The organism is Bacillus arachidis, from assembly GCF_030285945.1.
In the GTDB taxonomy this organism is placed as follows: Bacteria; Bacillota; Bacilli; order Bacillales; family Bacillaceae_G; genus Bacillus_A; species Bacillus_A arachidis.
In genome coordinates this window covers 3,937,804-3,963,760 of the sequence record NZ_CP127376.1, presented here as the reverse complement: position 1 = coordinate 3,963,760, position 25,957 = coordinate 3,937,804, and the positions used below count along the sequence as shown (strand labels likewise).

General features: G+C 37.3%; 20 protein-coding genes, 1 pseudogene and 1 other annotated feature. Of the genes and pseudogenes, 18 read left to right on the top strand and 3 right to left on the bottom strand.

Annotated elements, in window-relative coordinates:
* Positions 1-83: 83 nt before the first annotated feature.
* Entirely contained in the window at positions 84-698 is a 615-nt protein-coding gene (locus tag QRY57_RS22055) for a PH domain-containing protein (protein WP_026593541.1), read from the bottom strand.
* Positions 699-1,023: 325 nt separating this feature from the next.
* On the opposite strand from QRY57_RS22055, the gene QRY57_RS22050 reads away from it, so the two are divergent.
* The 7 genes from QRY57_RS22050 to ysxC all read left to right on the top strand — a co-directional run bounded on the left by QRY57_RS22050 (position 1,024) and on the right by ysxC (position 10,543).
* Complete coding sequence (locus QRY57_RS22050; protein ID WP_026593540.1) at positions 1,024-1,272, top strand: hypothetical protein; 249 nt, start codon at positions 1,024-1,026, stop codon at positions 1,270-1,272.
* A gap of 195 nt (positions 1,273-1,467) precedes the next feature.
* Positions 1,468-2,466: a hypothetical protein gene (locus QRY57_RS22045; protein WP_026593539.1), complete on the top strand. Its 999-nt coding sequence runs from the start codon at positions 1,468-1,470 to the stop codon at positions 2,464-2,466.
* Between the two features lie 335 nt (positions 2,467-2,801).
* The gene (gene tig, locus QRY57_RS22040; RefSeq protein ID WP_286016096.1) at positions 2,802-4,085 is read left to right on the top strand and encodes a trigger factor; all 1,284 of its coding nucleotides are present in this window, start codon (positions 2,802-2,804) and stop codon (positions 4,083-4,085) included.
* A 270-nt stretch (positions 4,086-4,355) separates the two neighbouring features.
* Positions 4,356-5,615 (top strand): ATP-dependent protease ATP-binding subunit ClpX, encoded by a 1,260-nt coding sequence (gene clpX, locus QRY57_RS22035; RefSeq protein ID WP_026593537.1) that lies wholly within the window; start codon positions 4,356-4,358, stop codon positions 5,613-5,615.
* A 106-nt stretch (positions 5,616-5,721) separates the two neighbouring features.
* Complete coding sequence (gene lonB, locus QRY57_RS22030; RefSeq protein ID WP_286016095.1) at positions 5,722-7,392, top strand: ATP-dependent protease LonB; 1,671 nt, start codon at positions 5,722-5,724, stop codon at positions 7,390-7,392.
* Positions 7,393-7,619: 227 nt separating this feature from the next.
* Positions 7,620-9,950, top strand: a complete 2,331-nt coding sequence (lon, locus tag QRY57_RS22025; protein ID WP_286016094.1) for an endopeptidase La — start codon at positions 7,620-7,622, stop codon at positions 9,948-9,950.
* A complete protein-coding gene (gene ysxC, locus QRY57_RS22020; protein ID WP_286016093.1) occupies positions 9,947-10,543 on the top strand; it encodes a ribosome biogenesis GTP-binding protein YsxC in 597 nt (198 codons plus the stop codon). Before lon ends, ysxC begins: the two co-directional genes overlap by 4 nt.
* Before the next feature lie 106 nt (positions 10,544-10,649).
* Here ysxC and QRY57_RS27040 read toward each other — a convergent pair.
* Positions 10,650-10,724: pseudogene (locus QRY57_RS27040) on the bottom strand (Organic hydroperoxide resistance protein OhrA); the annotation flags it as partial.
* A gap of 507 nt (positions 10,725-11,231) precedes the next feature.
* Between QRY57_RS27040 and hemA the strand changes: the two are divergent.
* The 8 genes from hemA (at position 11,232) to ysxE (ending at position 19,976) form a co-directional block, all read left to right on the top strand.
* A complete protein-coding gene (gene hemA, locus QRY57_RS22015; RefSeq protein ID WP_286016092.1) occupies positions 11,232-12,569 on the top strand; it encodes a glutamyl-tRNA reductase in 1,338 nt (445 codons plus the stop codon).
* Positions 12,570-12,585: 16 nt separating this feature from the next.
* Positions 12,586-13,419 carry a cytochrome c biogenesis protein gene (locus QRY57_RS22010; protein ID WP_090687697.1) on the top strand — a complete coding sequence of 278 codons (834 nt, stop codon included), beginning with the start codon at positions 12,586-12,588 and terminating at the stop codon, positions 13,417-13,419.
* 15 nt (positions 13,420-13,434) lie between these two features.
* A complete protein-coding gene (gene hemC, locus QRY57_RS22005; RefSeq protein ID WP_286016091.1) occupies positions 13,435-14,364 on the top strand; it encodes a hydroxymethylbilane synthase in 930 nt (309 codons plus the stop codon).
* A gap of 2 nt (positions 14,365-14,366) precedes the next feature.
* Complete coding sequence (hemD, locus tag QRY57_RS22000; protein WP_286016090.1) at positions 14,367-15,125, top strand: uroporphyrinogen-III synthase; 759 nt, start codon at positions 14,367-14,369, stop codon at positions 15,123-15,125.
* A 30-nt stretch (positions 15,126-15,155) separates the two neighbouring features.
* Positions 15,156-16,145, top strand: a complete 990-nt coding sequence (hemB, locus tag QRY57_RS21995; RefSeq protein ID WP_286016089.1) for a porphobilinogen synthase — start codon at positions 15,156-15,158, stop codon at positions 16,143-16,145.
* Entirely contained in the window at positions 16,145-17,434 is a 1,290-nt protein-coding gene (gene hemL / locus QRY57_RS21990; protein ID WP_286016088.1) for a glutamate-1-semialdehyde 2,1-aminomutase, read from the top strand. The genes hemB and hemL overlap by 1 nt, the downstream gene beginning before the upstream one ends.
* A 168-nt stretch (positions 17,435-17,602) precedes the next feature.
* Entirely contained in the window at positions 17,603-18,625 is a 1,023-nt protein-coding gene (spoVID, locus tag QRY57_RS21985; RefSeq protein WP_286016087.1) for a stage VI sporulation protein D, read from the top strand.
* A gap of 325 nt (positions 18,626-18,950) precedes the next feature.
* The gene (ysxE, locus tag QRY57_RS21980; RefSeq protein WP_286016086.1) at positions 18,951-19,976 is read left to right on the top strand and encodes a spore coat protein YsxE; all 1,026 of its coding nucleotides are present in this window, start codon (positions 18,951-18,953) and stop codon (positions 19,974-19,976) included.
* A 26-nt stretch (positions 19,977-20,002) separates the two neighbouring features.
* Here ysxE and QRY57_RS21975 read toward each other — a convergent pair whose 3' ends face one another.
* Complete coding sequence (locus QRY57_RS21975) at positions 20,003-20,197, bottom strand: YszA family small membrane protein (RefSeq protein ID WP_081811105.1); 195 nt, start codon at positions 20,195-20,197, stop codon at positions 20,003-20,005.
* A 278-nt stretch (positions 20,198-20,475) separates the two neighbouring features.
* Positions 20,476-20,707: a binding site (T-box leader), on the top strand.
* A 38-nt stretch (positions 20,708-20,745) separates the two neighbouring features.
* On the opposite strand from QRY57_RS21975, the gene QRY57_RS21970 reads away from it, so the two are divergent.
* From QRY57_RS21970 to QRY57_RS21960, 3 genes are all read left to right on the top strand, one after another.
* Positions 20,746-23,391 (top strand): valine--tRNA ligase, encoded by a 2,646-nt coding sequence (locus QRY57_RS21970; protein ID WP_286016085.1) that lies wholly within the window; start codon positions 20,746-20,748, stop codon positions 23,389-23,391.
* A gap of 114 nt (positions 23,392-23,505) precedes the next feature.
* Positions 23,506-24,807 carry a bifunctional folylpolyglutamate synthase/dihydrofolate synthase gene (locus QRY57_RS21965; protein WP_026593524.1) on the top strand — a complete coding sequence of 434 codons (1,302 nt, stop codon included), beginning with the start codon at positions 23,506-23,508 and terminating at the stop codon, positions 24,805-24,807.
* Positions 24,808-24,971: 164 nt separating this feature from the next.
* Positions 24,972-25,931, top strand: coding sequence for a stage II sporulation protein B (locus QRY57_RS21960; RefSeq protein ID WP_286016084.1), 960 nt, complete (start codon positions 24,972-24,974; stop codon positions 25,929-25,931).
* The last annotated feature ends 26 nt before the right edge of the window (positions 25,932-25,957 follow it).

The following is a 25,957-nucleotide window of genomic DNA, read 5'->3' as shown; positions in this document are numbered from 1 at the left end:
CGTCTCGTTAATGGTAGATTATTTTCATTTTCTATATTCAACGACCTTTTAGGACGGCTTCTTCGCTTTTATTTGTTTTCCAATTAGTTGTTAATAAATTTTTCAAACACAAACCCATAATCTTTCACGTTATATTGTTTTTTCGTATCAACAAGCCAGTTGAAGGCAATTTGATTCATTTCTTTAAATTGCTCTGCTAAATTAAGTTGGGCGTTTGTAATACGGCTAAATGTGTTCGAAGCCATGTCTAAGCTTTTTTGAGCGTATTGTAATGTAATATCATTTTCATAGGAAATTTCCTCGATTTTGTGAAGTGCTTTATATAAGTCTTTAAGCTCTTCGATGTGCTTTTTATGAACATCAATTGAGTAATATTCATCCCCCATATGAAATTTAATTTCCACATCTAAATCAATTGTACCAGCAGTTTCTAACGTTACATTTCTAATTTGATATTTGCTATAGCTAAAGCGTCGTAGTGTGCGTTTTTTACTCGTGGCACTCGTGCCATCTAAGTGAATTAACCCTTTGTTTGTAAAACAATACTCATCTGATTTTGATTTAATGAGAAAATAAATCTTTTCACCATCTTCATGCATAACATAATCGTCGGCATCGACTTTATCGTAATCTTTCGGTGTAATCACAGAACCTACATCGCTTAATCCGAGAACATCAGCAGCTACTTTTTTGAACATAGGTATCATCCCCTTCAGTTTTTGAATTCTGAATTGCATGAAATTATTTTAACATGATTGAAAGAGGAGTGTTTAAGTTTTATTTTGTAATCTTACAATTCTGTAAGGTAAGTGTAAGGAAGTTCGATGGTAACAATTGGTCAGTTCTTTATAATAGAGGTAACAAAGATGAAACGAGGAGGAAGAAAACATGAAAGGATTAATTGTAACAGCTTTAACGGTAGCTTTTGGGTTTGTTGCATATGAGAAGTTAACAGATGTAATTGATGTTGTAAAACATTTAATGGCATAGAGAGAATGGTTATGAGAGGGAAAGGGTAGATGAATGGAATGGTTATTCGGAATTATAGGTATCTGTAGTGTTATACTATTGTTATTTGTTCCTAGCGGAATACTGAGTTCTACTACAAGTTTATTTTTTATGTGTGTACTTATCTGCATTATGCTTATTATTATGTTTCTTATGAAACAAAGTAAGCCGATCTTCTTTTTTAGTATGATTGTTGTTACAATTATTGTTCTCCAAATGATTACTCTTTTCTTATATCCTACAATTATAAAAGCTTTCCATTAATGCGAAAATCCTCTGCGTCATTTGCTGAGGTTTTTTTTATATAATAAAGATTTTCTAGTGTGAATTTTTTATTTTAATCATAAAAGTTAAATATTTTTATATTTCAAACAAATGTGTTTGGAAAGTTGTTTTCTTAACAGTCATTTGTTATATTTACTTTGAAGAGATTTAAAATCTAAAAAAAGAGGCGGACGTATGGATAAAAAAGAAAATACGGTCGTATTGTTTCCACAGTTGTCAGAGCGTTATATTGACCAAGGGTTTATGGCGCTGCGGGAGCGGAAGTTCGAGGATGCATTGCGCTGTTTTGAAATATTACGTCAGTATAATGGAGAAACAGAACAAACAGAATTAGCTTCGGTTATTTGTTTATTAGAATTAAAGCGAATGGAAGATTCAAAAGAGCGATGTGAGAAGTTGCTTGAAACAGGAACAGTTTTGTTTGGGGATATTCTTGAAACATACGTGACAATTTTAGTTCAAACAAATGATTATGTAGGTGTAATTGAAACTGTTGAAGAAGTTTTGCAGAAGAAAGAATTGACCGTAGAGCAAAGAGAGAAATTAGCACAGCTTGCCCAGTTTGCGGAAAGTATGCTAAACGGCGATGAAACAACACTGATAGAATCCGATTTTGATCTGGAAGAATTTTCGGAGAATCTATTTGTGGAAAGTTTTGGGCAGCAATTGCAGGTAATTAATGCTCTTTCAATTAAGAACCTCGAAAAAGCTTTGCCAGCTTTACAGAAATTTCTTATTGATAGCACGCGACATCCGTATTTAAAAACTTCTATTATATACAAAATGGTAGAAAAGCGTATAGAAGAAGAAATAGAAGTAGAGAAATTTGGCGAAAAAATAATGGTTATCCCAGCTCATTTGGGTCATAATGATGAGTGTTCGAAGCGGGTTATACATATATTATCTAATCGATTAGAAAATGATCATCCAGATATATTTGAGGCAATTATTACATATTGGAGAGAGATGCAAACTAGTATTTTTCCGTTTCCATTACTAATGGATAAGCACGAAGTGTGGGCAGCTGTTCTAGAGCGGATCGGGAGAAAACGTTTCGGATTGATCATCGATGAAGAGGCCCTTATGGCGGCGTATAATATTACTGTTGAAGAGTTTCATATTGCTTATCAATGGTTTTTACGCGTGGAGAGGGAAGGGCATTTACCCGTATAATTATGAAAAAGAATCGTTCAGTTATTGAAACGAGAATATTCTATGTTATAATGTAAGGGTTGCAAAAGGCAGAGTTCTGCCTGTTTGTAAGAGAAGAGAAGTGCAATTCTCTTACTTAATATGTTTCATATTATTCTCGAACAAAATATACCGTGTTTGTCTTATAGACAAATAATAGATTGAGATCTCGCATGTCTTAAGGCTTATTGCTAGAAGATTAGAAAGCCTGAATAAATTGGCTTTCATGCTTTTTATTGTTTCTAAAAAAGAAATAATAGGAAACTCAATCTGTAGAGGTATGTGCATACATTATTATAGTTGGAGGGAAAGAATAAATGGCTGCAAAATGGGAAAAATTAGAAGGTAACGTTGGCGTTTTAACAATTGAAGTTGATGCTAAAGAAGTAAACAACTCTATCGACGCTGCGTTCAAAAAAGTAGTAAAAACAATTAACGTACCTGGTTTCCGTAAAGGAAAAATGCCTCGTCCGTTATTCGAACAACGCTTTGGTGTGGAATCTTTATACCAAGATGCTTTAGATATTATCTTACCAAAAGCATACGGTGAAGCAATCGATGAAACTGGTATCTTCCCAGTTGCTCATCCTGAAATCGACATCGAGAAGTTCGAGAAAAATGAAAACTTAATCTTCACTGCAAAAGTTACTGTTAAACCTGAAGTAAAATTAGGTGAATACAAAGGACTAGCAGTAGAAAAAGTTGAAACAACTGTAACTGACGAAGATGTAGAGAACGAATTAAAATCTTTACAAGAGCGTCAAGCTGAGCTTGTTGTTAAAGAAGAAGGTACTGCTGAAAACGGCGATACAGCTGTAATCGACTTTGAAGGTTTCGTTGATGGCGAAGCATTCGAAGGCGGAAAAGGCGAGAACTACTCTCTAGCAATCGGTTCTGGTACATTCATCCCAGGTTTTGAAGAGCAATTAATTGGTCTAAAAGCTGGCGAGTCAAAAGATGTTGAAGTATCATTCCCAGAAGAGTACCATGCAGAAGAACTTGCTGGTAAACCAGCAACATTTAAAGTAACAGTTCATGAAATTAAAGCAAAAGAACTTCCTGCTTTAAATGATGAGTTCGCTAAAGATGCAGACGAAGAAGTTGCAACTCTTGATGAGTTAAAAGCAAAACTTCGCACAAACTTAGAAGAAGGCAAAAAGCACGAAGCTGAGCACAAAGTTCGTGACGAAGTAGTAGAAAAAGCTGCTGCTAACGCTGAAATCGAAATTCCAGAAGCTATGATTGAAACTGAGTTAGATCGTATGGTTCGTGAATTCGAGCAACGCTTAAGCCAACAAGGTATGAACCTTGAGCTTTACTACCAATTCACAGGTACTGATGCTGACAAGTTAAAAGAGCAAATGAAAGAAGATGCACAAAAACGTGTAAGAATCAACCTTGTTCTGGAAGCTATCATTGAAGCTGAAAAAATCGAAGTTACTGAAGAAGAAGTAACTGCAGAAGTTGAAAAAATGGCTGCAATGTACAACATGCCAGTTGACGCTATCACACAAGCTCTTGGAAGCTTAGATGCTTTATCTGAAGACATTAAAGTTCGTAAAGCTGTAGACTTCTTAGTAGACAACAGCAAAGCTGCATAATAAAATAACAAGGCGCGATTTTTTGATCGTGCCTTGTTTTGTAAATATAGCTATAAATATATTTACAAAACTTTTCGATGAAGAAGGAAATGATCCTTCTAAAGTCGAATATACATATTTCAAAAGTTTTAAAAATTTTTTATTTGTACATAACTAGTCATATTATTTGTATTTCTCGCCACGTAGTGACATAATATGTATTTACATACGATACATTTATCGTGTACATACGAGGGCAAGAGATTAGCACTTTGTAAGGGGTGTGAAAATATGTTTAAATTTAATGATGAAAAAGGACAATTAAAATGTTCTTTCTGTGGTAAAACACAAACGCAAGTCCGAAAGCTTGTTGCTGGTCCAGGTGTTTACATTTGTGATGAATGTATTGAGCTTTGTACAGAGATTGTGCAAGAGGAACTTGCGAAGGACGAAGAAGTAGAATTCAAAGATGTACCGAAACCGGTAGAGATTCGTGAAATCTTAGATGAGTATGTCATCGGACAAGATAATGCGAAGAAAGCATTAGCGGTAGCGGTATATAATCATTACAAACGCATCAATTCTAACAGCAAAATTGATGATGTAGAATTAGCGAAGAGTAATATCGCCCTTATCGGGCCAACAGGTAGTGGTAAAACATTACTAGCTCAAACGTTAGCGCGTATTTTAAATGTTCCATTTGCAATCGCAGATGCAACATCTCTAACAGAAGCTGGATATGTAGGTGAAGATGTAGAAAACATTTTACTAAAACTTATCCAAGCAGCTGATTACGATGTGGAGAAAGCGGAAAAAGGAATCATTTATATTGATGAGATTGATAAAGTGGCACGTAAGTCAGAAAATCCATCAATTACACGTGATGTATCTGGTGAAGGGGTACAGCAGGCACTTCTGAAAATTTTAGAAGGTACTGTAGCAAGTGTACCGCCTCAAGGTGGCCGTAAACATCCGCATCAAGAGTTTATTCAAATTGATACAACGAATATCTTATTCATTTGTGGTGGTGCGTTTGATGGCATTGAGCCAATTATTAAACGTCGCCTTGGTGAAAAAGTAATTGGATTTGGTTCAGAGAAGAAAAATGCTGATGTAAATGAAAAGCATGTTTTATCTCACGTATTACCAGAAGACCTTTTACGCTTTGGTTTAATTCCAGAATTTATTGGTCGTCTTCCAGTTATTGCGAACCTAGAACCACTTGATGAAGGTGCTCTTGTTGATATTTTAACAAAACCGAAAAATGCGCTTGTAAAACAGTTCCAAAAATTATTGGAGCTTGACGATGTTGAGTTGGAATTTGAAGAAGGAGCACTGATTGAAATTGCGAAAAAAGCAATTGAACGTAAAACAGGTGCCCGTGGACTTCGCTCTATTATTGAAGGCTTAATGCTAGATGTAATGTTCGAGCTTCCATCTCGTAAAGATATCGAGAAGTGTATTCTTACAAAAGAAACAGTAGTGGACAATGCACCGCCAAAATTGGTGTTACAAGACGGTACTGTACTTGATACAAAGACATCTGCATAGTGAAAAAGAGAAACAGCAATTTTTATAATTGCTGTTTCTTATTATGTTTAGCACCTTTCCTCCCAGGAAATACTAAATGGTAAAACATAGCGGGAGGAAATGAATTATGAGCTGGACAAATATATTCTTACTTGTTCAACTTGTTTTTGGTGTAATTGTCGGATTGTATTTTTGGCATTTGCTCAAAAACCAGCGAACACAAAAAGTTTCAATTGATCGAGAATCGAAAAAAGAATTAGAACAACTTCGCAAGATGCGCGAGATTTCTTTGACAGAGCCGCTTGCTGAAAAAGTACGTCCTACGTCTTTTTTAGATATTGTTGGGCAAGAGGATGGGATTAAATCATTAAAGGCAGCACTTTGTGGACCAAACCCACAGCATGTCATTATATATGGGCCTCCTGGAGTCGGAAAAACAGCGGCAGCACGTCTGGTGTTAGAAGAAGCAAAGAAAAATCAAAAATCTCCATTCCGTATGAATGCAACATTTATTGAACTGGATGCAACAACCGCTCGCTTTGATGAACGTGGCATTGCTGATCCGTTAATAGGATCAGTGCATGATCCCATTTATCAAGGTGCAGGTGCAATGGGACAGGCGGGAATTCCTCAGCCGAAAAAAGGTGCTGTAACAGATGCGCATGGCGGCATTTTATTTATTGACGAAATTGGTGAATTGCATCCAATCCAGATGAATAAAATGTTAAAAGTATTGGAAGATCGCAAAGTGTTTTTGGAAAGTGCATACTATAGTGAAGAAAATTCAATGATTCCAACATACATACATGATATTTTTCAAAAAGGATTACCAGCAGATTTTCGCTTAGTTGGAGCAACAACTCGTTCTCCGGAAGAAATTCCTCCTGCCATTCGTTCTCGTTGTTTAGAGGTTTTCTTCCGTGAACTTGATACGGAAGAAATTCAAAAAGTAGCAAAGAATGCGGCTGAAAAAGTAAAGATGGAAATTGGAGAGCAAGGTATTGAACTGATCGGAATGTATGCAAGAAATGGAAGAGAGGCCATTAATCTTGTACAAATTTCTGCAGGGATGGCAATAAATGAGGGACGCTCATTTATTAAAGATGAGGATATTGAATGGGTCGTTCATTCTAGTCAGCTTACTCCGAAATATGAAAAGCATATTTATCCAATTCCAAAGATTGGTCTTGTAAATGGTCTTGCAGTATATGGACCGAATACAGGGGCACTATTAGAAATCGAAGTAACGGCAATTCCAGCTACGGACAAAGGTACGATAAATGTTACAGGAATTGTGGAAGAAGAAAGCATTGGTAATCAAACGAAATCAATTCGTCGTAAAAGTATGGCGAAAGGCTCAGTTGACAATGTTTTAACAGTTCTTCGTTCTCTCGACTTGTTACCAGAAGGGTACGATATACATATTAATTTCCCTGGTGGTGTTCCAATTGATGGGCCGTCGGCAGGAATTGCAATGGCAACAGGGGTATATTCAGCGCTTCATCAATTGTATGTGAATAATGAAATAGCGATGACTGGAGAAATAAGCATTCATGGAGAAGTCAAACCAGTAGGCGGCGTATATGCAAAAGTGAAAGCAGCGAAAAAGGCAGGAGCAAAAAAAGTTATCATTCCTGCTGAAAACATGCAGCCATTTCTATATACGATAAAGGGTATTGAGATTATTCCTGTTCGAAAACTAACAGAAGTTTTTGCGTTAACATTCGTTCAGGAAAATTTACATCGTGAAATCGATGTGCATCGCAAGCTAGATGAAGGTGATGTGCAATCGATGTAAAATGAAATAGGATTCTAAGACGTGATTTCTTTTTGGGTAAATGCGAAATAGAACATATAATATTTGCCAGACTTCGTTTAAGTTTGTATGCTTAAGCGAGGTCCCTTTTTTCTTTTATGGAGAGCAAAAACAGGAGATTTGCAATTGCAAGGAATCTCTGTAATTGCATCAAGGTGTATTGTAATATAAAATAGTTGAACAGGAGTTTAATTTATTATGGAGGTGCTATGTCTAGTATGAATACGAACGAAAGAATTGTGCCCCTCCTACCATTAAGAGGCGTTCTCGTATATCCAACGATGGTTCTGCATCTTGATGTAGGACGTGATAAATCGATACAAGCACTAGAGCAGGCAGCAATGGATGAAAATATCATCTTTTTAGCAATGCAAAAAGAAATGAATATCGATGATCCAAAAGAAGATGACATATATAGTGTGGGTACAGTAGCGAAAGTAAAGCAGATGTTAAAGTTGCCAAACGGTACGCTTCGTGTCCTTGTAGAAGGTTTACATAGAGCAGAAATAGTAGAATTTATTGAAGAAGAAGATGTAGTAAAAGTTTCGATTCAAACAGTAACAGAAGAAGAAGAGGGCACTCTAGAGGAAAAAGCTCTTATGCGCACGTTGCTAGAACATTTCGAGCAATATATTAAAGTTTCGAAAAAAATATCGAATGAAACATTTGCAACAGTAGCAGATGTGGAAGAACCAGGTCGCTTAGCTGATTTAATTTCTTCCCATTTACCAATTAAGACAAAGCAAAAGCAAGATATTTTAGAAATTATATCAGTAAAAGAAAGATTACATACACTTATTTCCATTATTCAAGATGAACAAGAACTACTTAGTTTAGAAAAGAAAATTGGACAAAAAGTGAAACGTTCAATGGAGCGTACGCAAAAAGAATATTTCTTGCGTGAACAAATGAAGGCAATTCAAACCGAGCTTGGTGATAAAGAAGGTAAAGGTGGCGAAGTAGAAGAACTTCGTGAAAAAATCGAAGAGGCAGGAATGCCGGAAGAGACGAAAAAAACCGCTTTAAAAGAATTAGATCGTTATGAAAAGTTACCAGCAAGTTCTGCAGAGAGCGGTGTTATTCACAATTATCTAGATTGGTTATTAGCACTTCCGTGGACAGAAGCAACAGAAGATATGATTGACTTAGCACATTCTGAAACAATTTTAAATAGAGATCATTACGGTCTTGAAAAGGTGAAAGAGCGTGTGCTAGAGTATTTAGCTGTTCAAAAGCTAACCAATTCTTTAAAAGGACCGATTCTTTGCTTAGTTGGCCCTCCAGGTGTTGGAAAAACATCTTTAGCACGTTCTATTGCAACATCGTTAAATCGTAATTTTGTCCGTGTCTCTCTTGGTGGTGTTCGTGACGAATCTGAAATTCGTGGTCACCGTCGTACATACGTTGGAGCAATGCCGGGCCGTATTATTCAAGGGATGAAGAAAGCGAAAACAATCAATCCAGTCTTTTTATTAGATGAGATTGATAAGATGTCCAATGATTTCCGTGGTGATCCATCCGCTGCGTTACTTGAAGTATTAGATCCAGAACAAAACCACAACTTTAGCGATCATTATATTGAAGAGCCTTATGACTTATCTAAAGTAATGTTTGTTGCAACGGCAAATACACTTGCGAGCATTCCAGGCCCGCTTCTTGATCGTATGGAAATTATTTCGATTGCTGGTTATACAGAGATTGAAAAAGTGCATATTGCTCGTGAACATTTATTACCGAAGCAATTAACAGAACACGGTTTGCGAAAAGGAAATTTACAAATTCGTGATGAAGCACTTCTTGAAATTATTCGTTATTATACACGTGAAGCGGGTGTTCGTACGCTAGAGCGTCAAATTGCAAAGGTTTGTCGTAAAGCGGCAAAAATCATTGTTACAGAAGAGCGTAAACGTATTGTTGTAACGGAAAAAAATATTACAGACTTACTTGGGAAACATATATTCCGTTATGGGCAAGCTGAAACGAAAGACCAAGTTGGAATGGCAACTGGTTTAGCGTATACAGCTGCTGGCGGTGATACATTGGCAATTGAAGTATCTGTTTCACCAGGAAAAGGGAAATTAATTTTAACAGGGAAACTTGGGGATGTTATGAAAGAATCCGCACAGGCTGCATTTAGTTATATTCGCTCTCGTGCAGAAGAACTTCATATTGATCCAGATTTCCACGAAAAGAATGACATCCATATTCACGTTCCAGAAGGAGCAGTTCCGAAGGATGGTCCATCAGCAGGTATTACGATGGCAACAGCTCTAATTTCTGCACTAACAGGTGTACCTGTAAGTAAGGAAGTAGGGATGACCGGAGAAATTACGCTACGTGGTCGTGTATTACCAATTGGTGGTTTGAAAGAAAAAACATTAAGTGCTCACCGCGCGGGCTTAACAAAAATTATTTTGCCAGCCGAAAATGAAAAAGATTTAGATGATATTCCAGAAAGCGTAAAAGAAAACCTTACGTTTGTGCTTGTGTCTCATTTAGATGAAGTATTGGAGCACGCATTAGTAGGAGTGAAACAATGAAAGTAACAAAAGCAGATATTGTCATTAGTGCTGTTAAACCAGAACAATATCCAGATAGCGACTTACCGGAAATTGCATTAGCAGGTCGTTCTAATGTTGGGAAGTCTTCCTTCATTAATAAAATTTTAAATCGTAAAAAGTTAGTACGTATTTCTTCTAAACCAGGAAAAACGCAAACACTTAACTTTTTCTTAATTAATGAAATGATGCACTTTGTTGATGTGCCTGGTTATGGATATGCGAAAGTATCGAAATCAGAGCGAGCGGCATGGGGTAAAATGATCGAAACATACTTTACAACGCGTGAGCAATTAGATGCGGCTGTATTAGTAGTTGATTTACGTCATCCGCCAACAAACGATGATGTCATGATGTATGATTTCTTAAAGCATTATGAAATCCCAACGATTATTATCGCAACGAAAGCTGATAAAATTCCGAAAGGGAAATGGCAAAAGCATTTGAAAGTTGTAAAGGAAACGCTTGATATCGAGGCTGGCGATGAAGTCGTTCTATTTTCTTCAGAAACAGGACTTGGAAAAGAAGAGGCGTGGAAAGCAATTCATAAATTTACAAAAACAAAAAACGTGTGACGATTTGTCGCACGTTTTTTTGTTTACTTAGTACAGGTTCAAAAGGGAAGATATAGAGTGCGAAGAAATGCGAAAGCTATCTTTACCGGACTTTTTGAACATCCTCTTACAGTACGTTTAATGTGACTTCAATATTTCCTCTAGTTGCTTTTGAATACGGGCATACGTCGTGTGCAATATGAAATAATTTGTTACATTTTGGAACAATCATACATATTTTTCTGTATGATGAAAGAAGATAAACAAAGATAGTTTTTCTATTTCCTATGGAATAGTTTCCATCACTTGATTCTGAGAAATTTTTTTGGTAACGTACAAATAGAGTTGTTATTTTATAATGATTATAAAGTAAGATGTACATACATTTTGATTTTCCAACATATAAGTTGCTACTATAAAGGACAAAAGATGATCTTTACTTGCTTGCTCTTTTGTTTTTACTTGGTATTAGAAAGAGATTCTGATTGCTTCTATGCATGGCCGGATGCTCTCACCCACCTAAAGGTTAGGTTTTTATGTCGGTTTTTCAATTTGTATTTATATAGTTAGCTGAGTAACGTATTTCTTACTAGGTGTGAAAATCAGAAAAATAATTTGTCGATGTTCACACGATTGTCAGATTCATAACAGGAAAGTTGTATTATGATAGTAGATAAAGTGATAAAAAGGTTGAAGGGGGACATGCTGCGTGCATATTCTTGTTGTTGGTGTAAATTATCGAACAGCCCCTGTAGAATTTCGTGAGAAACTAACATTTCAGGCAGCAGAGTTAGAGCAGGCAATGACAACATTACAAAATCAAAAGAGCGTGTTAGAAAACGTCATTGTATCAACGTGTAACCGCACAGAAATCTATGCTGTCGTCGATCAATTACACACGGGACGATATTACATTAAGAAATTTTTAGCTGATTGGTTTCAGCTTGAGATAGAAGAAATTTCACCATACTTGTCTATTTTTGAACAAGATGGTGCGATTGAACATTTATTCCGTGTAACGTGCGGATTAGATTCTATGGTAGTTGGTGAAACGCAAATTTTAGGTCAAATTCGAAATAGCTTCTTAGAGGCACAAGAGGTAAAAGCAACAGGGACAGTTTTTAATGAATTGTTTAAACAAGTCATTACATTAGCAAAGCGCGCTCATTCAGAAACAACAATTGGTGAAAGTGCAATGTCTGTTAGTTATGCAGCTGTTGAGCTTGGAAAGAAAATTTTTGGTGATTTAACAGATTGTCACGTGCTAATTCTTGGTGCTGGAAAAATGGGTGAACTTGCACTACAAAACTTATACGGAAGCGGGGCTCATAAGGTAACGGTAATTAACCGCACACTTACGAAAGCGGAAACAATGGCCGAGAAGTATATGGGGCATGCGAAGCCGTTAAGTGAATTGCAGTGTGCATTATTGGAAGCGGACATTTTAATTAGTTCAACTGGGGCGTCTGACTATGTAATCACGAAAGAAATGATGACACGAGTGGAGCGTATGCGCTCAGGTCGTCCACTATTTATGGTTGATATTGCAGTACCTCGTGATATTGATCCCGCAATTGATGAGTTAGAAGGTTCGTTCTTATACGATATTGATGACCTGCAAGGTGTAGTAGAAGCGAATCGTGCTGAGCGTTTAAAAGAGGCGGAAAAAATTCAACTTATGATTGAAGAGGAAATCGTTATATTTAAGGCGTGGTTAAATACACTTGGTGTTGTTCCGTTAATATCAGCTCTTCGTGATAAAGCGCTAGCAATTCAAAGTGAGACGATGCAAAGTCTTGAAAGAAAAATTCCAACGCTTAGTGATCGTGAGAGAAAAGTGATTAGTAAGCATACAAAAAGTATTATTAACCAAATGTTGAAAGATCCAATTTTAGTAGCAAAAGAGTTGGCTACTGAAGAAGAGGCTGTAGAAAAGCTTGCTTTATTTGCAAAGATTTTTGATTTAGAGGTACAAGAAGAGACTGTGAAACATATAGAAGAGCCGGAACAAAAACGAGTGTGGATAGCATCCGTTCCATCTTTATAACTGGAAGGATGATCGGATGGGCTTTTTAAATAACAGTATTATTTATCATATTGCAATTATTTTATATGCTTGTAGCATTAGTTTATATTTTATAGATTATTTCCAAAGTAACCGAAAGGCGAATCGAATTGCTTTTTGGTTACTTGCGATTGTATGGGTATTACAGTCTATTTTCATGTTACTTCGGGCCACGGAATCAGAGACGAATCCGATTTTAACATTATTGTCAGGAATTTATTTTTACGTGTGGTTATTAATTACAATGTCACTCGTAATCAATCGATTTATGCGCATTGACTTTTTAGTTTTTTTTACAAATGTCATTGCTTTTGGCGTAAGCGCTTTTTCTATTTTTACCCCGCTCGGAAAAATGTCGCCGGTACTTGCGCATCAATTAGTTTCAGAGCTTGTATACGTACATGTAGGAATGGCGATTATTTCTTATGCGGCGTTTACAGTGTCGTTTATTTTTTCCATTATGTACTTATTGCAATATCGATTGTTAAAACAGAAAAAATGGAATGCGAGATTAAGGCGGTTGGGAAATTTACGGAAGCTTGAGTCGATGTCATATGGATTAAATTTATTTTCTGTTCCGTTTTTTCTATTAGCTATTTTGCTTGGATGTATATGGGGATATACCAAACTAGATAATTTTCATTGGTATGACACGAAAGTAATCGGGTCTTTTGTTGTTTTATTTGCATATTGCATGGGTTTATATTTACGAGGATCAGACATATTGCAAGGTAAGAAGATTATAAGTTGGAACATTGGAGCCTTTCTTGTTATGTTAATCAATATTTTTCTATTAAGCAGTTTATCCAATTTCCACTTTTGGTATTTATAATGAGGAGAGAAAATTATGCGCAAAATTATTGTAGGTTCAAGAAAGAGTAAGCTAGCATTGACGCAAACAAATTGGTTTATTGATCAGTTAAAAGCGCTTGGTTTGCCATATGAATTTGAAGTGAAAGAAATTGTTACAAAAGGCGACGTTATTTTAGATGTGACGCTTTCCAAAGTAGGTGGGAAAGGTTTATTTGTAAAAGAAATTGAACATGCACTGCTTACAAAAGAAATCGATATGGCTGTACATAGTATGAAGGATATGCCAGCTGTACTTCCGGATGGATTAACAATTGGATGTATACCAAAGCGTGTAGATCCGCGTGATGCGTTCATTTCAAAAAATGGGGAATCATTTGAGGATTTAGCAGAAGGTGCGATTCTTGGGACAAGTAGTTTACGACGAAGTGCACAGCTACTAGCTGCTAGACCAGACTTACAAGTAAAGTGGATTCGTGGAAATATTGATACGAGATTACGTAAATTAAAAGAAGAAGACTATGATGCAATCATCTTAGCGACAGCTGGTTTAGAGAGAATGGGCTGGGCAGATGATGTTATTACAGAGTACTTAGATGAAAAGGTATGCGTGCCAGCTGTTGGACAAGGTGCATTAGCAATTGAATGCCGCGGGGATGATCAAGATTTATTACAATTATTATCACATATCAATGACTCTGTCACAGAGCGAACAGTCGCAGCAGAGCGAGTATTTCTTCATAAACTTGAAGGCGGTTGCCAAGTACCAATTGCTGGTTATGCAACACTTGGGGAGAGAGATGAAATTGAATTAACAGCGCTTGTCGGTTCTATGGATGGTTCCATTTTGTTAAAAGAAATTGTCACAGGTGTGGATCCGGAGCAAGTTGGTTTAGAGGCAGCGAATCGTTTAATTGAGCAAGGAGCAAAAGAACTCATTCTCGCTGCAAATAAGGAGCAACATTAATCATGGATGTCCTTGCTGGAAAAACAGTACTAATTACGCGTGCCCAGCATCAAGCAAAACAAATGAGTGAAGCGGTGAACAAACAGGGCGGAATTCCATTGGAAATTCCGCTTTTGCATATAGAAGGCGTATCTCAGCAGGAATTTCAAAATGTATCTCAACAGCTTAACACATATGACTGGGTTATTTTTACGAGTAAAAATGGTGTGGAATTTTTTTTAGATGGTTTGTATAAGAGAATTCCCTCTACTGTTCGCATTGCTGCAGTAGGCGTGAAAACAGGGCTAGAATTAAAAAAGCGAGGTTATGAGGTTCATTTTGTCCCAACGGATTTTGTTGCGGAAGCTTTCGCTAAAGAATTTGTAAGAGAGTTAAATGGGACAGAACGTATTTTATTTCCAAAAGGGAATTTAGCTAGAGATATTATTCCAAATAAGCTGCGTAAACTTGGTGTGTTTTTAGAAGAGTTTGTTGTGTATGAAACGAAAGCGAATCATGAGAAGCGGCAAGATCTCATCGCCAATCTAGAATCAGGTAAGATAGATATTGTTACATTTACGAGTCCTTCTACCGTTACCAGCTTTGTGAAATTACTTGAAGGCACAAACTGGAGAGAATGGATAAAAAAATGTACAATTGCTTGTATAGGACCAATAACAGCGCAAGAGGCAAGTCGTTATTTTTCTGATGTAATTGTTCCGAAAGAATATACAGTAGAAGCGTTAATACAATGCATTTCAACATATAATCAAAATGCATAATTTAAATAAAAGAATGGGAGATAGAAATCTATGAATTCTTTACAGTTTAATCGTCACCGTCGTTTAAGACAAAGCGGAAACATGCGTGCACTTGTACGTGAAACATTTTTACATACAGAAGATTTTATTTATCCTATTTTCGTACTAGAGGGAGAGAATGTTCGTAACGAAGTTCCTTCTATGCCAGATGTATATCAAATTTCTTTAGATCTTCTGCAAGCTGAAATGCAAGAAGTGGTAGATTTAGGTATTCGATCTGTTATCGTATTTGGCTTGCCTGCTGAAAAAGATGAAGTTGGATCTTCTGCATTTTGTGAGCACGGTATTGTACAAAGTGCAATTAAACAAATTAAAGAACAGTTCCCAGAGTTAGTAGTAGTTGCAGATACATGTTTATGCCAATATACAAGTCATGGACATTGCGGTGTTATTGAGGATGGAATCATTTTAAATGATGCATCGCTAGAAGTTCTTGCGAAAACAGCGGTCAGTCAAGCGAAGGCAGGAGCGGATATTATTGCCCCATCTAACATGATGGATGGATTTGTAACGGCGATTCGCCATGCATTAGATGAGAACGGTTTTTCACACGTGCCGGTTATGTCATATGCTGTGAAATACTCATCTGCATTTTACGGTCCATTCCGCGATGCAGCACATGGTGCACCACAATTTGGCGATCGTAAAACGTATCAAATGGATCCAGCAAACCGTATGGAAGCATTCCGTGAAGCGGAATCAGATGTAATGGAAGGAGCAGATTTCTTAATTGTAAAACCAGCTCTTTCTTACTTAGATATTATTCGCGATGTAAAGAACAATTTCAATTTACCAATTGTTGCTTATAATGTGAGCGGAGAATATTCGATGATTAAAGCAGCAGCGCAAAATGGTTGGATTAATGAAAAAGACATTGTACTTGAGAAATTGTTAAGCATGAAACGTGCAGGGGCAGACTTAATCATTACGTATCATGCAAAAGATGCAGCACGATGGTTACAAGAAGGAGGCGCACAATAATGAAAAAGTTTGATAAGTCGATTGAAGCATTTGAAACAGCACAAAATTTAATGCCTGGTGGTGTGAATAGTCCAGTTCGTGCATTTAAATCCGTTGGTATGAATCCGCTCTTTATGGAGCGCGGGAAAGGTTCTAAAGTGTACGATATCGATGGGAATGAATATATCGACTACGTATTATCATGGGGACCACTGATTCATGGGCATGCCAATGATCGTGTTGTAGAATCATTAAAGGCTGTTGCGGAAAAAGGAACAAGCTTTGGTGCGCCAACAGAAATTGAAAATAAATTAGCGCAGCTTGTAATTGAGCGTGTGCCGTCTATTGAAATTGTACGTATGGTAAACTCTGGAACAGAAGCGACAATGAGTGCGCTTCGTCTAGCACGTGGTTATACAGGGCGTAATAAAATTTTGAAATTTATCGGTTGTTATCATGGGCATGGCGATTCCCTATTGATTAAAGCTGGTTCTGGTGTTGCGACGCTTGGTTTACCAGATAGCCCTGGTGTACCTGAAGGTGTAGCACAAAATACAATTACAGTAGCGTATAACGATTTAGAGAGCGTAAAATATGCTTTCGACCAATTCGGTGACGACATTGCTTGTGTGATCGTCGAGCCGGTCGCTGGAAATATGGGTGTTGTGCCACCTCAGCCAGGATTTTTAGAAGGACTTCGTGAAGTAACAGAGAAAAATGGTGCTTTGCTTATCTTTGATGAAGTAATGACAGGGTTCCGTGTTGCTTATAACTGCGGACAAGGGTATTACGGTGTAACGCCTGACTTAACTTGTTTAGGAAAAGTAATCGGCGGTGGTCTGCCAGTAGGAGCATATGGTGGTAAAGCGGAAATTATGCGTCAAGTTGCACCGAGCGGACCAATTTATCAAGCAGGTACATTATCCGGTAATCCTTTAGCGATGACTGCAGGTTATGAAACGTTAGTACAATTAACGCCAGAGTGTTATCAAGAGTTTGAACGTAAAGCTGAAATGCTAGAAAATGGTCTGCGTAAAGCGGCTGAAAAACACGGTATTCCGCACCATATCAACCGTGCCGGTTCTATGATTGGTATATTCTTTACGAATAAACCAGTTATTAACTACGATGCAGCAAAAACTTCAAACTTAGAGTTCTTTGCAGCTTACTATCGTGAAATGGTAGAGCAGGGTGTATTCTTACCACCTTCTCAATTTGAGGGCTTATTCTTATCAACAGCACATAGTGATGCTGATATTGAAGCAACGATTGCAGCGGCAGAAATTGCAATGTCAAAATTAAAAGCATAAAGTAAAAAGGTTGCCAGGGATCATATCCTGGCAACCTTTTTATATATATAGCTGAAAATTATGGGGATATTGTTGGAAAGCTGATATATGAAAAAAATCAATCAGAATCCCATGTATGCAGTTCGATTTTTTTACTCATAAAATGACTCTCATGCACATAAATCTGTAATGACATACAGTTTGGGAGGGGGAAAAAAAGTGACAACAAATCATTCGTTACGTTTTTCATTGAAAGAATCGGTTTGGTTCCAAAAAGGACAGGAAGTCGAAGAACTTTTGTCAATTTCGTTAGATCCAGACGTTGAGATAGAAGAGCTTGAATACGAAGTGATTGTGAGAGGGCAATTAGATTTAACAGGGGAATATGTTGCAAGGAAAGATGAGGTTGAGTTTTCATTAAGAGACGTATCTCCAGCGAAATCCATTGATTATGTAGAAATGAGAGAAGATGGTGTCAACGAACTTGTACACTCTTTTCCGTTAGAAATTTCGATTCCGCGAAACCGAGTGAAACAAGTTGAAGAATTGTATGTTTCCATTGAGGAATTTGATTATGAATTAAAAGAAAATGGTTGCTTGCAACTATTAGCAGATATATCGATTTCTGGTCTATGCGAGGACGAGAGAATGCAGTATGAAGTACAAGAGGAAGAAATGGAGAATGTGGAAGTTGGTAGAGTTGAGGAAACAAAAGTGGTGGATGAGGATAAAGGATCAGTGGAGGAAGTAGTAGTTCATACAGAATCAGACGGATGGGAAGATTATGCATTTGAGCCGTTTCAATTAGAGGAGCGCAAAGAACAAGAATTAGAAGAGGAAGAACATCTACTAGAAGGACATGAAGAAGAAAGGGAAGAAGCGAAAGAAACTACCCCACAGTTTGAATTGTTCGGCCGGAAGGATTTTAAGAAAAAACAAGCAGAGAAATTACAAGAAGAGCAAGAGGAAGCATCCTACTCGCAACGAGATGAAAATGCATTATACTTAACAAAATTATTTACGAAAGAGCCGGAAGAAGAGTTTACGAAATTACGTATGTATTTTGTGCAAGAAGGGGATACAATTGAATCGGTCGCGGAGCGATATGAAACGACTGTCCAGCATTTACATCGCGTGAACCAAACAGATGATGTGTATTTAACTACAGGACAAATTATATATATACCTGTGCCAAAAGCAAAAACAAAGTGAGTGGAGAGGATTCTTCACTCACCTCTTTTCTTTCGTCCTAGTTTATCCTGCTATGAGCGGGCAGTAAGATCCCCCACCTCAAGATTTAGATGGAAATGAGGAAGATAGCGTGAGGGTTCCCAGCAGGAGGATGAATCCCCACTTATCTTCACCTTTTGTTCTCACGTGGTATGGGGCGAAAAAAGGAACTGACCGCTTCTAATGCTTTCTTCCACTTAAAGATTAGGCTTTATGTCGGTTTTTCAATCTGCATTTCTATAGAAATCGGTTATTCCAGTTAAAAGGAATTTTATTTTACGTTTTTGAATGAGAAAGGATCATTCGTATGGATATAGAATTACGGGATCGTTATGCACCGATCGTACAGCGGTATCAATTAGATGTCCAACATATGGAAGAGCACGGAAGTGTCATAAAAATTTATACGAATCAAGGGCCATATGCATTAAAAAAATTACCATCTCATCGATTGAAGCGAAATCATTTAATGTATCATATTCAATATTTACGTGAAAAGGGATTTACACATTATGCACCCATTTACCATGCAATAGATGGGAATCACATTTTGAACGATGAAACATATAGTTATTATTTAATGCCCTGGCTGGAGCGAGCTGAAGGAAGTGGAGATGACAATGATCAATATCACAAAATGTTTCAGACGTTAGCGCTGCTTCACCAAAGGACGGTAAAAGAAGAATCATATACGGAAGAAACGTTAGAGAAGCATTATAAAAATGTCTCTGAGCGTTGGGAGGAAGATGGGGAGTTCTTAGAGAAATTTCTTGTAGAATCTGAGGCGAAATGGTATATGTCTCCGTTTGAACTACAGTATTGTACGTATTTTCATCACGTGATGAGGGCACGTGAATTTGCAACGAAACAGCTTTCAGAGTGGCATGAAGTGATGAAAGAGAAAGAAAAAACACGAGTTTCTTTTATCCATGGCAATGTATCAATGAAGCATTTTTTATTCGATTATGAACGAAATGGTTATTTTATTAGTTTGGAAAAATCTCAGTTTGCAACACCAGTTCAAGATCTTGTCCGTTTTTATTCCCGCTCACTGAACACATACCCAATGGCGAGAAACGATCGTTTTGAATGGTATCAGGTGTATCAAAAGAATTTTCCGTTTACGAAAGAAGAGCAACTTCTTATGTTCGCTTATCTAACATATCCTTCTCCATTTATTCGGCAAATTCAATCTTATACAAGCAAACAGCAGAGTCGTAGTGAAAAGCAAGAACTTCAAGGTGTGAAAATGTTACAACAAGCGCATTGGCTTGTAAGTAATATAGAATATTTTATTTCACAATTACAAGCAGCGCAGCAAGGGAATGAGTAACAGCCGTAGTCTCAAGTATCTTGAGGCTACGGCTGAAAATGCAAGCGAATCGTTGCTACAACAAAGATGATAAGGATGATAAAGTCTAAAAAGGTAGGAAGTAGTAAAGTGCGAATTCCTTGGAAAATAGTAAGTGGAATTGCAAAATCAGCGAATATGGTTTGCAAATTTCTAACCCATGAAGGGGCTGAAAAATTATAGGTGCGTTTGTAACGTCGCATAATCATTCCTCCGTATAGAAAGGCTATTGCCGTACATGAATCTTAAAAGATGAAGGGGTAATATTACAGTATGCGGGGTAAATACCTAAGGTGCTTGTGCTGCAGACTTTCATATATATTACAGAAAAAATAGTTAAGCTGATTGATGATTATAGGTTGTTTTTATCAAATAGGAAAGTATAGCATCTATCCATTGTAGAAAAATGCTGAAAAATATTTTTATCTTGACGAATATGGTTTCGTTTTTTACACTATTGTATATAATAAATAACAATTATATAAATGCGTTGAAGGGGAAGAGTATAACATTAAACGTCTGCAGAGAGGAGAATTATTAGCTGTGAGATTCTCTAGATAGTCATGTTAGAAGGTAGCCCTGGAGCATCTTTTCTGAACGGATTCATTCTCATTAGGAAAAGACGGATCTGTCCGTTATCAAATTAAGAGTATAAGCAAATTTTGAATTTGTTTGTAAATAAAGGTGGTACCACGATGTCCCTCGTCCTTTTTGGATGAGGGACATTTTTTATTCTGAAGGAGGGAAAATAATGTCAAACACGGAAAAGAATTTACCAACTAAATATGATCATATGTCCGTTGAAGAAGGCCGCTATAAATGGTGGCTTGATGGCCAATATTTCGAAGCAAAAGGAGATGCGGAAAAACAGCCGTATACAATTGTAATTCCACCTCCAAACGTAACAGGTAAGCTACACTTAGGTCATGCTTGGGATACAACACTTCAAGATATTCTAACACGTACGAAGCGTATGCAAGGTTACGATGTATTATGGCTTCCTGGTATGGACCATGCAGGCATCGCAACGCAAGCAAAAGTAGAAGCGAAACTTCGTGAAGAAGGTATTTCACGTTACGATCTTGGCCGTGAGAAATTCCTTGAAAAGGCATGGGAATGGAAAGAAGAGTATGCTTCTCACATTCGTCAGCAATGGGGAAAAGTTGGTTTAGGATTAGATTATACGCGTGAGCGCTTCACATTAGATAAAGGTTTATCTGATGCGGTTAATAAAGTATTCGTTCAATTATACGAAAAAGGTTTAATTTACCGCGGTGAGTATATCATTAACTGGGACCCAGCAACACGCACAGCTCTTTCTGATATAGAAGTAATTCATAAAGAGGTTCAAGGTGCATTCTACCATATGAACTATCCGTTAACAGACGGTTCTGGTCATATTCGTCTTGCGACAACTCGTCCAGAAACAATGCTTGGTGATACAGCAGTAGCAGTTCATCCGGAAGATGATCGTTACAAACATTTAATCGGAAAAACAGTTACACTTCCAATTGTAGGCCGTGAGATTCCGATTATTGCTGATGAGTACGTAGAAAAAGATTTCGGAACAGGTGTTGTGAAAATTACTCCAGCTCATGATCCGAATGACTTTGAAGTAGGTAACCGCCACGACTTACCACGCATTCTTGTAATGAACGAAGATGGTACAATGAATGAAAAAGCTGGTAAATATAACGGTATGGATCGTTTTGAATGCCGTAAAGAGTTAGTAAAAGACTTGCAAGAAGCTGGCGTATTAGTAGAAATCGAGCCTCATATGCATGCGGTAGGTCATAGTGAGCGTAGCGGAGCAGTTGTTGAGCCTTACTTATCAACACAATGGTTCGTAAAAATGGCGCCACTTGCAGAAAAGGCTGTTGCTCTGCAACAAAAAGAAGAAGAAAAAGTAACGTTCGTACCAGATCGTTTCGAGAACACATACTTACGCTGGATGGAAAACATTCATGACTGGTGTATTTCTCGTCAATTATGGTGGGGACATCGCATTCCAGCTTGGTATCATAAAGAAACTGGTGAAGTATACGTAGGTACAGAAGCACCAGCAGATATCGAAAACTGGAATCAAGATAACGACGTACTTGATACATGGTTTAGCTCAGCGTTATGGCCATTCTCAACACTTGGTTGGCCAAATGAAAATGATGAAGACTTCAAACGCTACTATTCTACAGATGCGCTTGTAACGGGTTATGATATTATTTTCTTCTGGGTATCTCGTATGATTTTCCAAGGTTTAGAGTTTACAGGAGAGCGTCCATTTAAGGATGTATTAATTCATGGTTTAGTTCGTGATGAGCAAGGGCGTAAGATGAGTAAATCTCTAGGTAACGGTATTGATCCAATGGATGTTATCGATAAGTACGGTGCAGATGCAATGCGTTTCTTCTTATCGACGGGAAGTGCACCAGGACAAGATTTACGCTTTAGCATGGAGAAAGTAGAATCTACTTGGAACTTCATTAATAAAATTTGGAATGCATCTCGTTTCGTATTAATGAACATGGATGATATGCAATATGAAGATATCGATTTAACTGGTGAAAAATCTGTTGCAGATAAGTGGATTTTAACTCGCTTAAATGAAACGATTGAAAGTGTAACACGTAACATGGATAAATATGAATTCGGTGAAGCTGGCCGTGCGTTATACAACTTCATTTGGGATGATTTCTGTGACTGGTACATTGAAATGGCAAAACTACCATTATACGGTGAAGATGAAGCAGCGAAGAAAACAACTCGTTCTATTTTAGCTTATGTACTAGACCAAACGATGCGTCTATTACACCCATTCATGCCGTTCGTAACAGAGAAAATCTGGCAACACTTACCGCATGAAGGTGAATCTATTACAGTAGCTGCATGGCCAACAGTTCGCGAAGATTTACAAGATGAAGAAGCGGCAGCTGAAATGCATCTTCTAGTTGATATCATTCGCTCTGTTCGTAACATCCGTGCAGAAGTAAATACGCCAATGAGCAAAAAAGTTCAAATGCAGATTAAAGCAAAAGACGAAACAGTTTTAGCTCAGCTTACGAAAAACAGTTCTTACATCGAGCGTTTCTGTAATCCAAGTGAATTAACGATTAAGACGGATTTACAAGCACCAGAAAAAGCAATGACTGCAATCGTATCAGGTGCAGAGTTGTTCTTACCGTTAGCTGATTTAATCAATCTTGATGAAGAGAAAGCACGCCTTGAAAAAGAACTTGAGAAGTTCGATAAAGAGGTAGAACGTGTACAGAAGAAACTTGCAAATCAAGGTTTCGTAGCAAAAGCTCCAGCAGCAGTTATTGAAGGAGAGCGTGCGAAAGAGCAAGATTACTTAGAAAAACGCGAAGCAGTTCGCCAACGTCTAGCTGATCTTCAAAAATAAAAGTTGTTCCAAAGAGACTCACTATATTGGTGAGTCTCTTTTATTTGCGTATAATAGAGTTAAGGTGATTTCTTGCCTTGGTTCTTTTTTGGATTTGAAAGGGGAATGGCACAAGTGGTACATACATACGAAGAAGCAATAGGTTGGATTCATAGCCGATTAAAGTTTGGTATTAAACCAGGATTAGAGAGAATGCAGTGGATGTTAGAAGAGCTTGGAAATCCAGAGCGTCATATAAAATGTGTTCATCTTGCAGGAACAAATGGAAAAGGTTCAACTTTAACATATATGCGTTATATGTTGGAGGCAGAAAAATATAAAGTTGGGACATTTACGTCTCCATATATTGAAACATTTAATGAACGAATTAGTGTGAATGGGACACCAATTGCAGATAAAGAAATTACTGAGCTTGTAAACATGGTAAAACCAATTGTTGAAAAGTTAGATGAAACAAATTTAGGAGAAGCGACAGAGTTTGAAATTATTACGGTCATGGCAATCTGCTATTTCGGTAAAATAAACTTCTGTGATATCGTCTTGTTTGAAACAGGGCTTGGAGGTCGTTTTGATTCTACAAATGTTATTCATCCAGTACTAACGATGATTACAAATGTCGGTCATGATCATATGCATATTTTAGGTAATACGCTAGGAGAAATTGCATATGAAAAAGCAGGGATTATTAAATCAGGTGTTCCTGTTATTACGGGCGCACAGGATGAAGAAGTACTTGGGGTTATTCAGAAGGTTGCCAAAGAAAAAAATGCAAACCTTTATGAAATCGGAAAGCAATTTACGGCAGTGCATCAGCGTTCTGATGAAGATGGAGAGCTCTTTGATTTCTCTTGTCCGTTCTCTTCTTTTGAGGAAGTTCGGATTTCAATGAAAGGGCGTCATCAAGTAGGAAATGCGGCATTGGCGCTGATGGGAGTTATGTACCTTAAAACATATCTATCATTCTTAATGGGGGAAGAGCATATTCGTGAAGGATTAAGTGAAGCGTATTGGATTGGTCGATTTGAACGACTACAAAGTAAACCTGACGTAATTATAGATGGTGCACATAATCCCGAAGGAATTGCAAGTCTTGTAAAAACAGTTGAGGCTCATTATAGCGATAGAAATGTCATTGTTTTATTTACGGCTCTTGGTGATAAGCAGCTGAATAACATGGTAGGACAATTAGAAACAATTGCAGATGAAATGATTTTTACAACATTCACATTTGATCGTGCGATTTCTGCTAAGGAGCTTGCTTCTTATTCAAGTAAGGAAACAAAACAAGTTTTTGAGAATTGGAAAGAAGCTATTGATACGAAATTGAATGCTCTTCAAGAAAAGGATGTTTTCATCATAACGGGCTCTCTTTACTTCATTTCAGAAGTTCGAAAATACATTTGTGAAAGAAACTAGGGTAGCGGCTACCCTAGTTTTTTTGTTCTACAAATGAAGTCAAATGCATACATATAGGATAACTATATGGGACAATTTGACGAACCTCTCCGACAAATATCTCGTTTTTTTGTGAAGTGAATATGTTATGATGCGGACAATGATAAGAGGTGAGGTGTGAGGGTATGGACAAGCAATCACGAACAATCTCGGTTAAAGTAAATGGAACGGAAGCAAAGTATGAAGAAAAGAAGAAGGAAAAAGATGAGTTTGATTGGATAGTAGTAGAGAGTGAAACACCGAAAAATGTAGTGCCGTTTCAAAAAAATAAGTTGCCATCTATCAGACAGCACCGGAAGAAATGGAATAATGCTTTTATTGTTATAGTTGCTACCGCGATCATTATTGGCACAGTGTTAGGGATGGGAATGCTTCACTTGTTAACGGGGCAAGGTACAGTTCGGGAAACTACGGTGACAAGTGGAGAAAAGAATCATGAAGCAGAGCGAAATGAAGTAACGGCTGAAGAGAAAAAAGCAGAAAAAACGAAAGAGGTAAATGCAGCTGCTTTAGAACCGATCACCTTATATTTCGTGCAAGGAGGTCTCTATTCTTCTGAAGAAAAAGGACAGGCAGCTACTCAGGAGTGGAAAGATAATGGGGGCGTAGCAGCGATTAAACCGATGGATGATAAATATTCACTTGTAGTTGGAATTTCTAGTGACGAGCAATCCGCAGAGAAATTGATTGAACAATATAAGAAAGATGGTATATCAGTTTTGAAAAAGAAATGGGAAATTACAGACCGGGCATTGCTGAAAAATGATAAAGAATCGGGTCCATTGTTAAGTAAGTTGCAGTCCTTATACATTCATTTTGTAAAATACTCGACTAGTATACAACCTGGAAGTAAAAGTAATCCGAAAGAAATAGAAGCGATTGAAAAGGAATGGAAGGCAATTGAAAAAGAGGGGAAATCAATTAAGCGTGAGGATGTAAAAAAAATATATACGTATGCATCAGTAGCTATGCAAACAATAAAAGAAGGACAAACTAATAAAGAAGCAGTAGCTAAATTGAATCAAGTTATCATTGATGGTTTGCTTTCTTATGAAAAAGTGGTTTCGCACAAAGCAAAAGAGTAAGATAATAAAATGAGAAGAAAGAAGTG

Coding starts and splice junctions, on each gene's coding strand:
- QRY57_RS22055 (WP_026593541.1), bottom strand. CDS start 698: ATGTTCAAAAAAGTAGCTGCTGATGTTCTCGGATTAAGCGATGTAGGT.
- QRY57_RS22050 (WP_026593540.1), top strand. CDS start 1,024: ATGGAATGGTTATTCGGAATTATAGGTATCTGTAGTGTTATACTATTG.
- QRY57_RS22045 (WP_026593539.1), top strand. CDS start 1,468: ATGGATAAAAAAGAAAATACGGTCGTATTGTTTCCACAGTTGTCAGAG.
- tig (WP_286016096.1), top strand. CDS start 2,802: ATGGCTGCAAAATGGGAAAAATTAGAAGGTAACGTTGGCGTTTTAACA.
- clpX (WP_026593537.1), top strand. CDS start 4,356: ATGTTTAAATTTAATGATGAAAAAGGACAATTAAAATGTTCTTTCTGT.
- lonB (WP_286016095.1), top strand. CDS start 5,722: ATGAGCTGGACAAATATATTCTTACTTGTTCAACTTGTTTTTGGTGTA.
- lon (WP_286016094.1), top strand. CDS start 7,620: ATGTCTAGTATGAATACGAACGAAAGAATTGTGCCCCTCCTACCATTA.
- ysxC (WP_286016093.1), top strand. CDS start 9,947: ATGAAAGTAACAAAAGCAGATATTGTCATTAGTGCTGTTAAACCAGAA.
- QRY57_RS22010 (WP_090687697.1), top strand. CDS start 12,586: ATGGGCTTTTTAAATAACAGTATTATTTATCATATTGCAATTATTTTA.
- hemC (WP_286016091.1), top strand. CDS start 13,435: ATGCGCAAAATTATTGTAGGTTCAAGAAAGAGTAAGCTAGCATTGACG.
- hemD (WP_286016090.1), top strand. CDS start 14,367: ATGGATGTCCTTGCTGGAAAAACAGTACTAATTACGCGTGCCCAGCAT.
- hemB (WP_286016089.1), top strand. CDS start 15,156: ATGAATTCTTTACAGTTTAATCGTCACCGTCGTTTAAGACAAAGCGGA.
- hemL (WP_286016088.1), top strand. CDS start 16,145: ATGAAAAAGTTTGATAAGTCGATTGAAGCATTTGAAACAGCACAAAAT.
- spoVID (WP_286016087.1), top strand. CDS start 17,603: ATGACATACAGTTTGGGAGGGGGAAAAAAAGTGACAACAAATCATTCG.
- ysxE (WP_286016086.1), top strand. CDS start 18,951: ATGGATATAGAATTACGGGATCGTTATGCACCGATCGTACAGCGGTAT.
- QRY57_RS21975 (WP_081811105.1), bottom strand. CDS start 20,197: ATGCGACGTTACAAACGCACCTATAATTTTTCAGCCCCTTCATGGGTT.
- QRY57_RS21970 (WP_286016085.1), top strand. CDS start 20,746: ATGTCAAACACGGAAAAGAATTTACCAACTAAATATGATCATATGTCC.
- QRY57_RS21960 (WP_286016084.1), top strand. CDS start 24,972: ATGGACAAGCAATCACGAACAATCTCGGTTAAAGTAAATGGAACGGAA.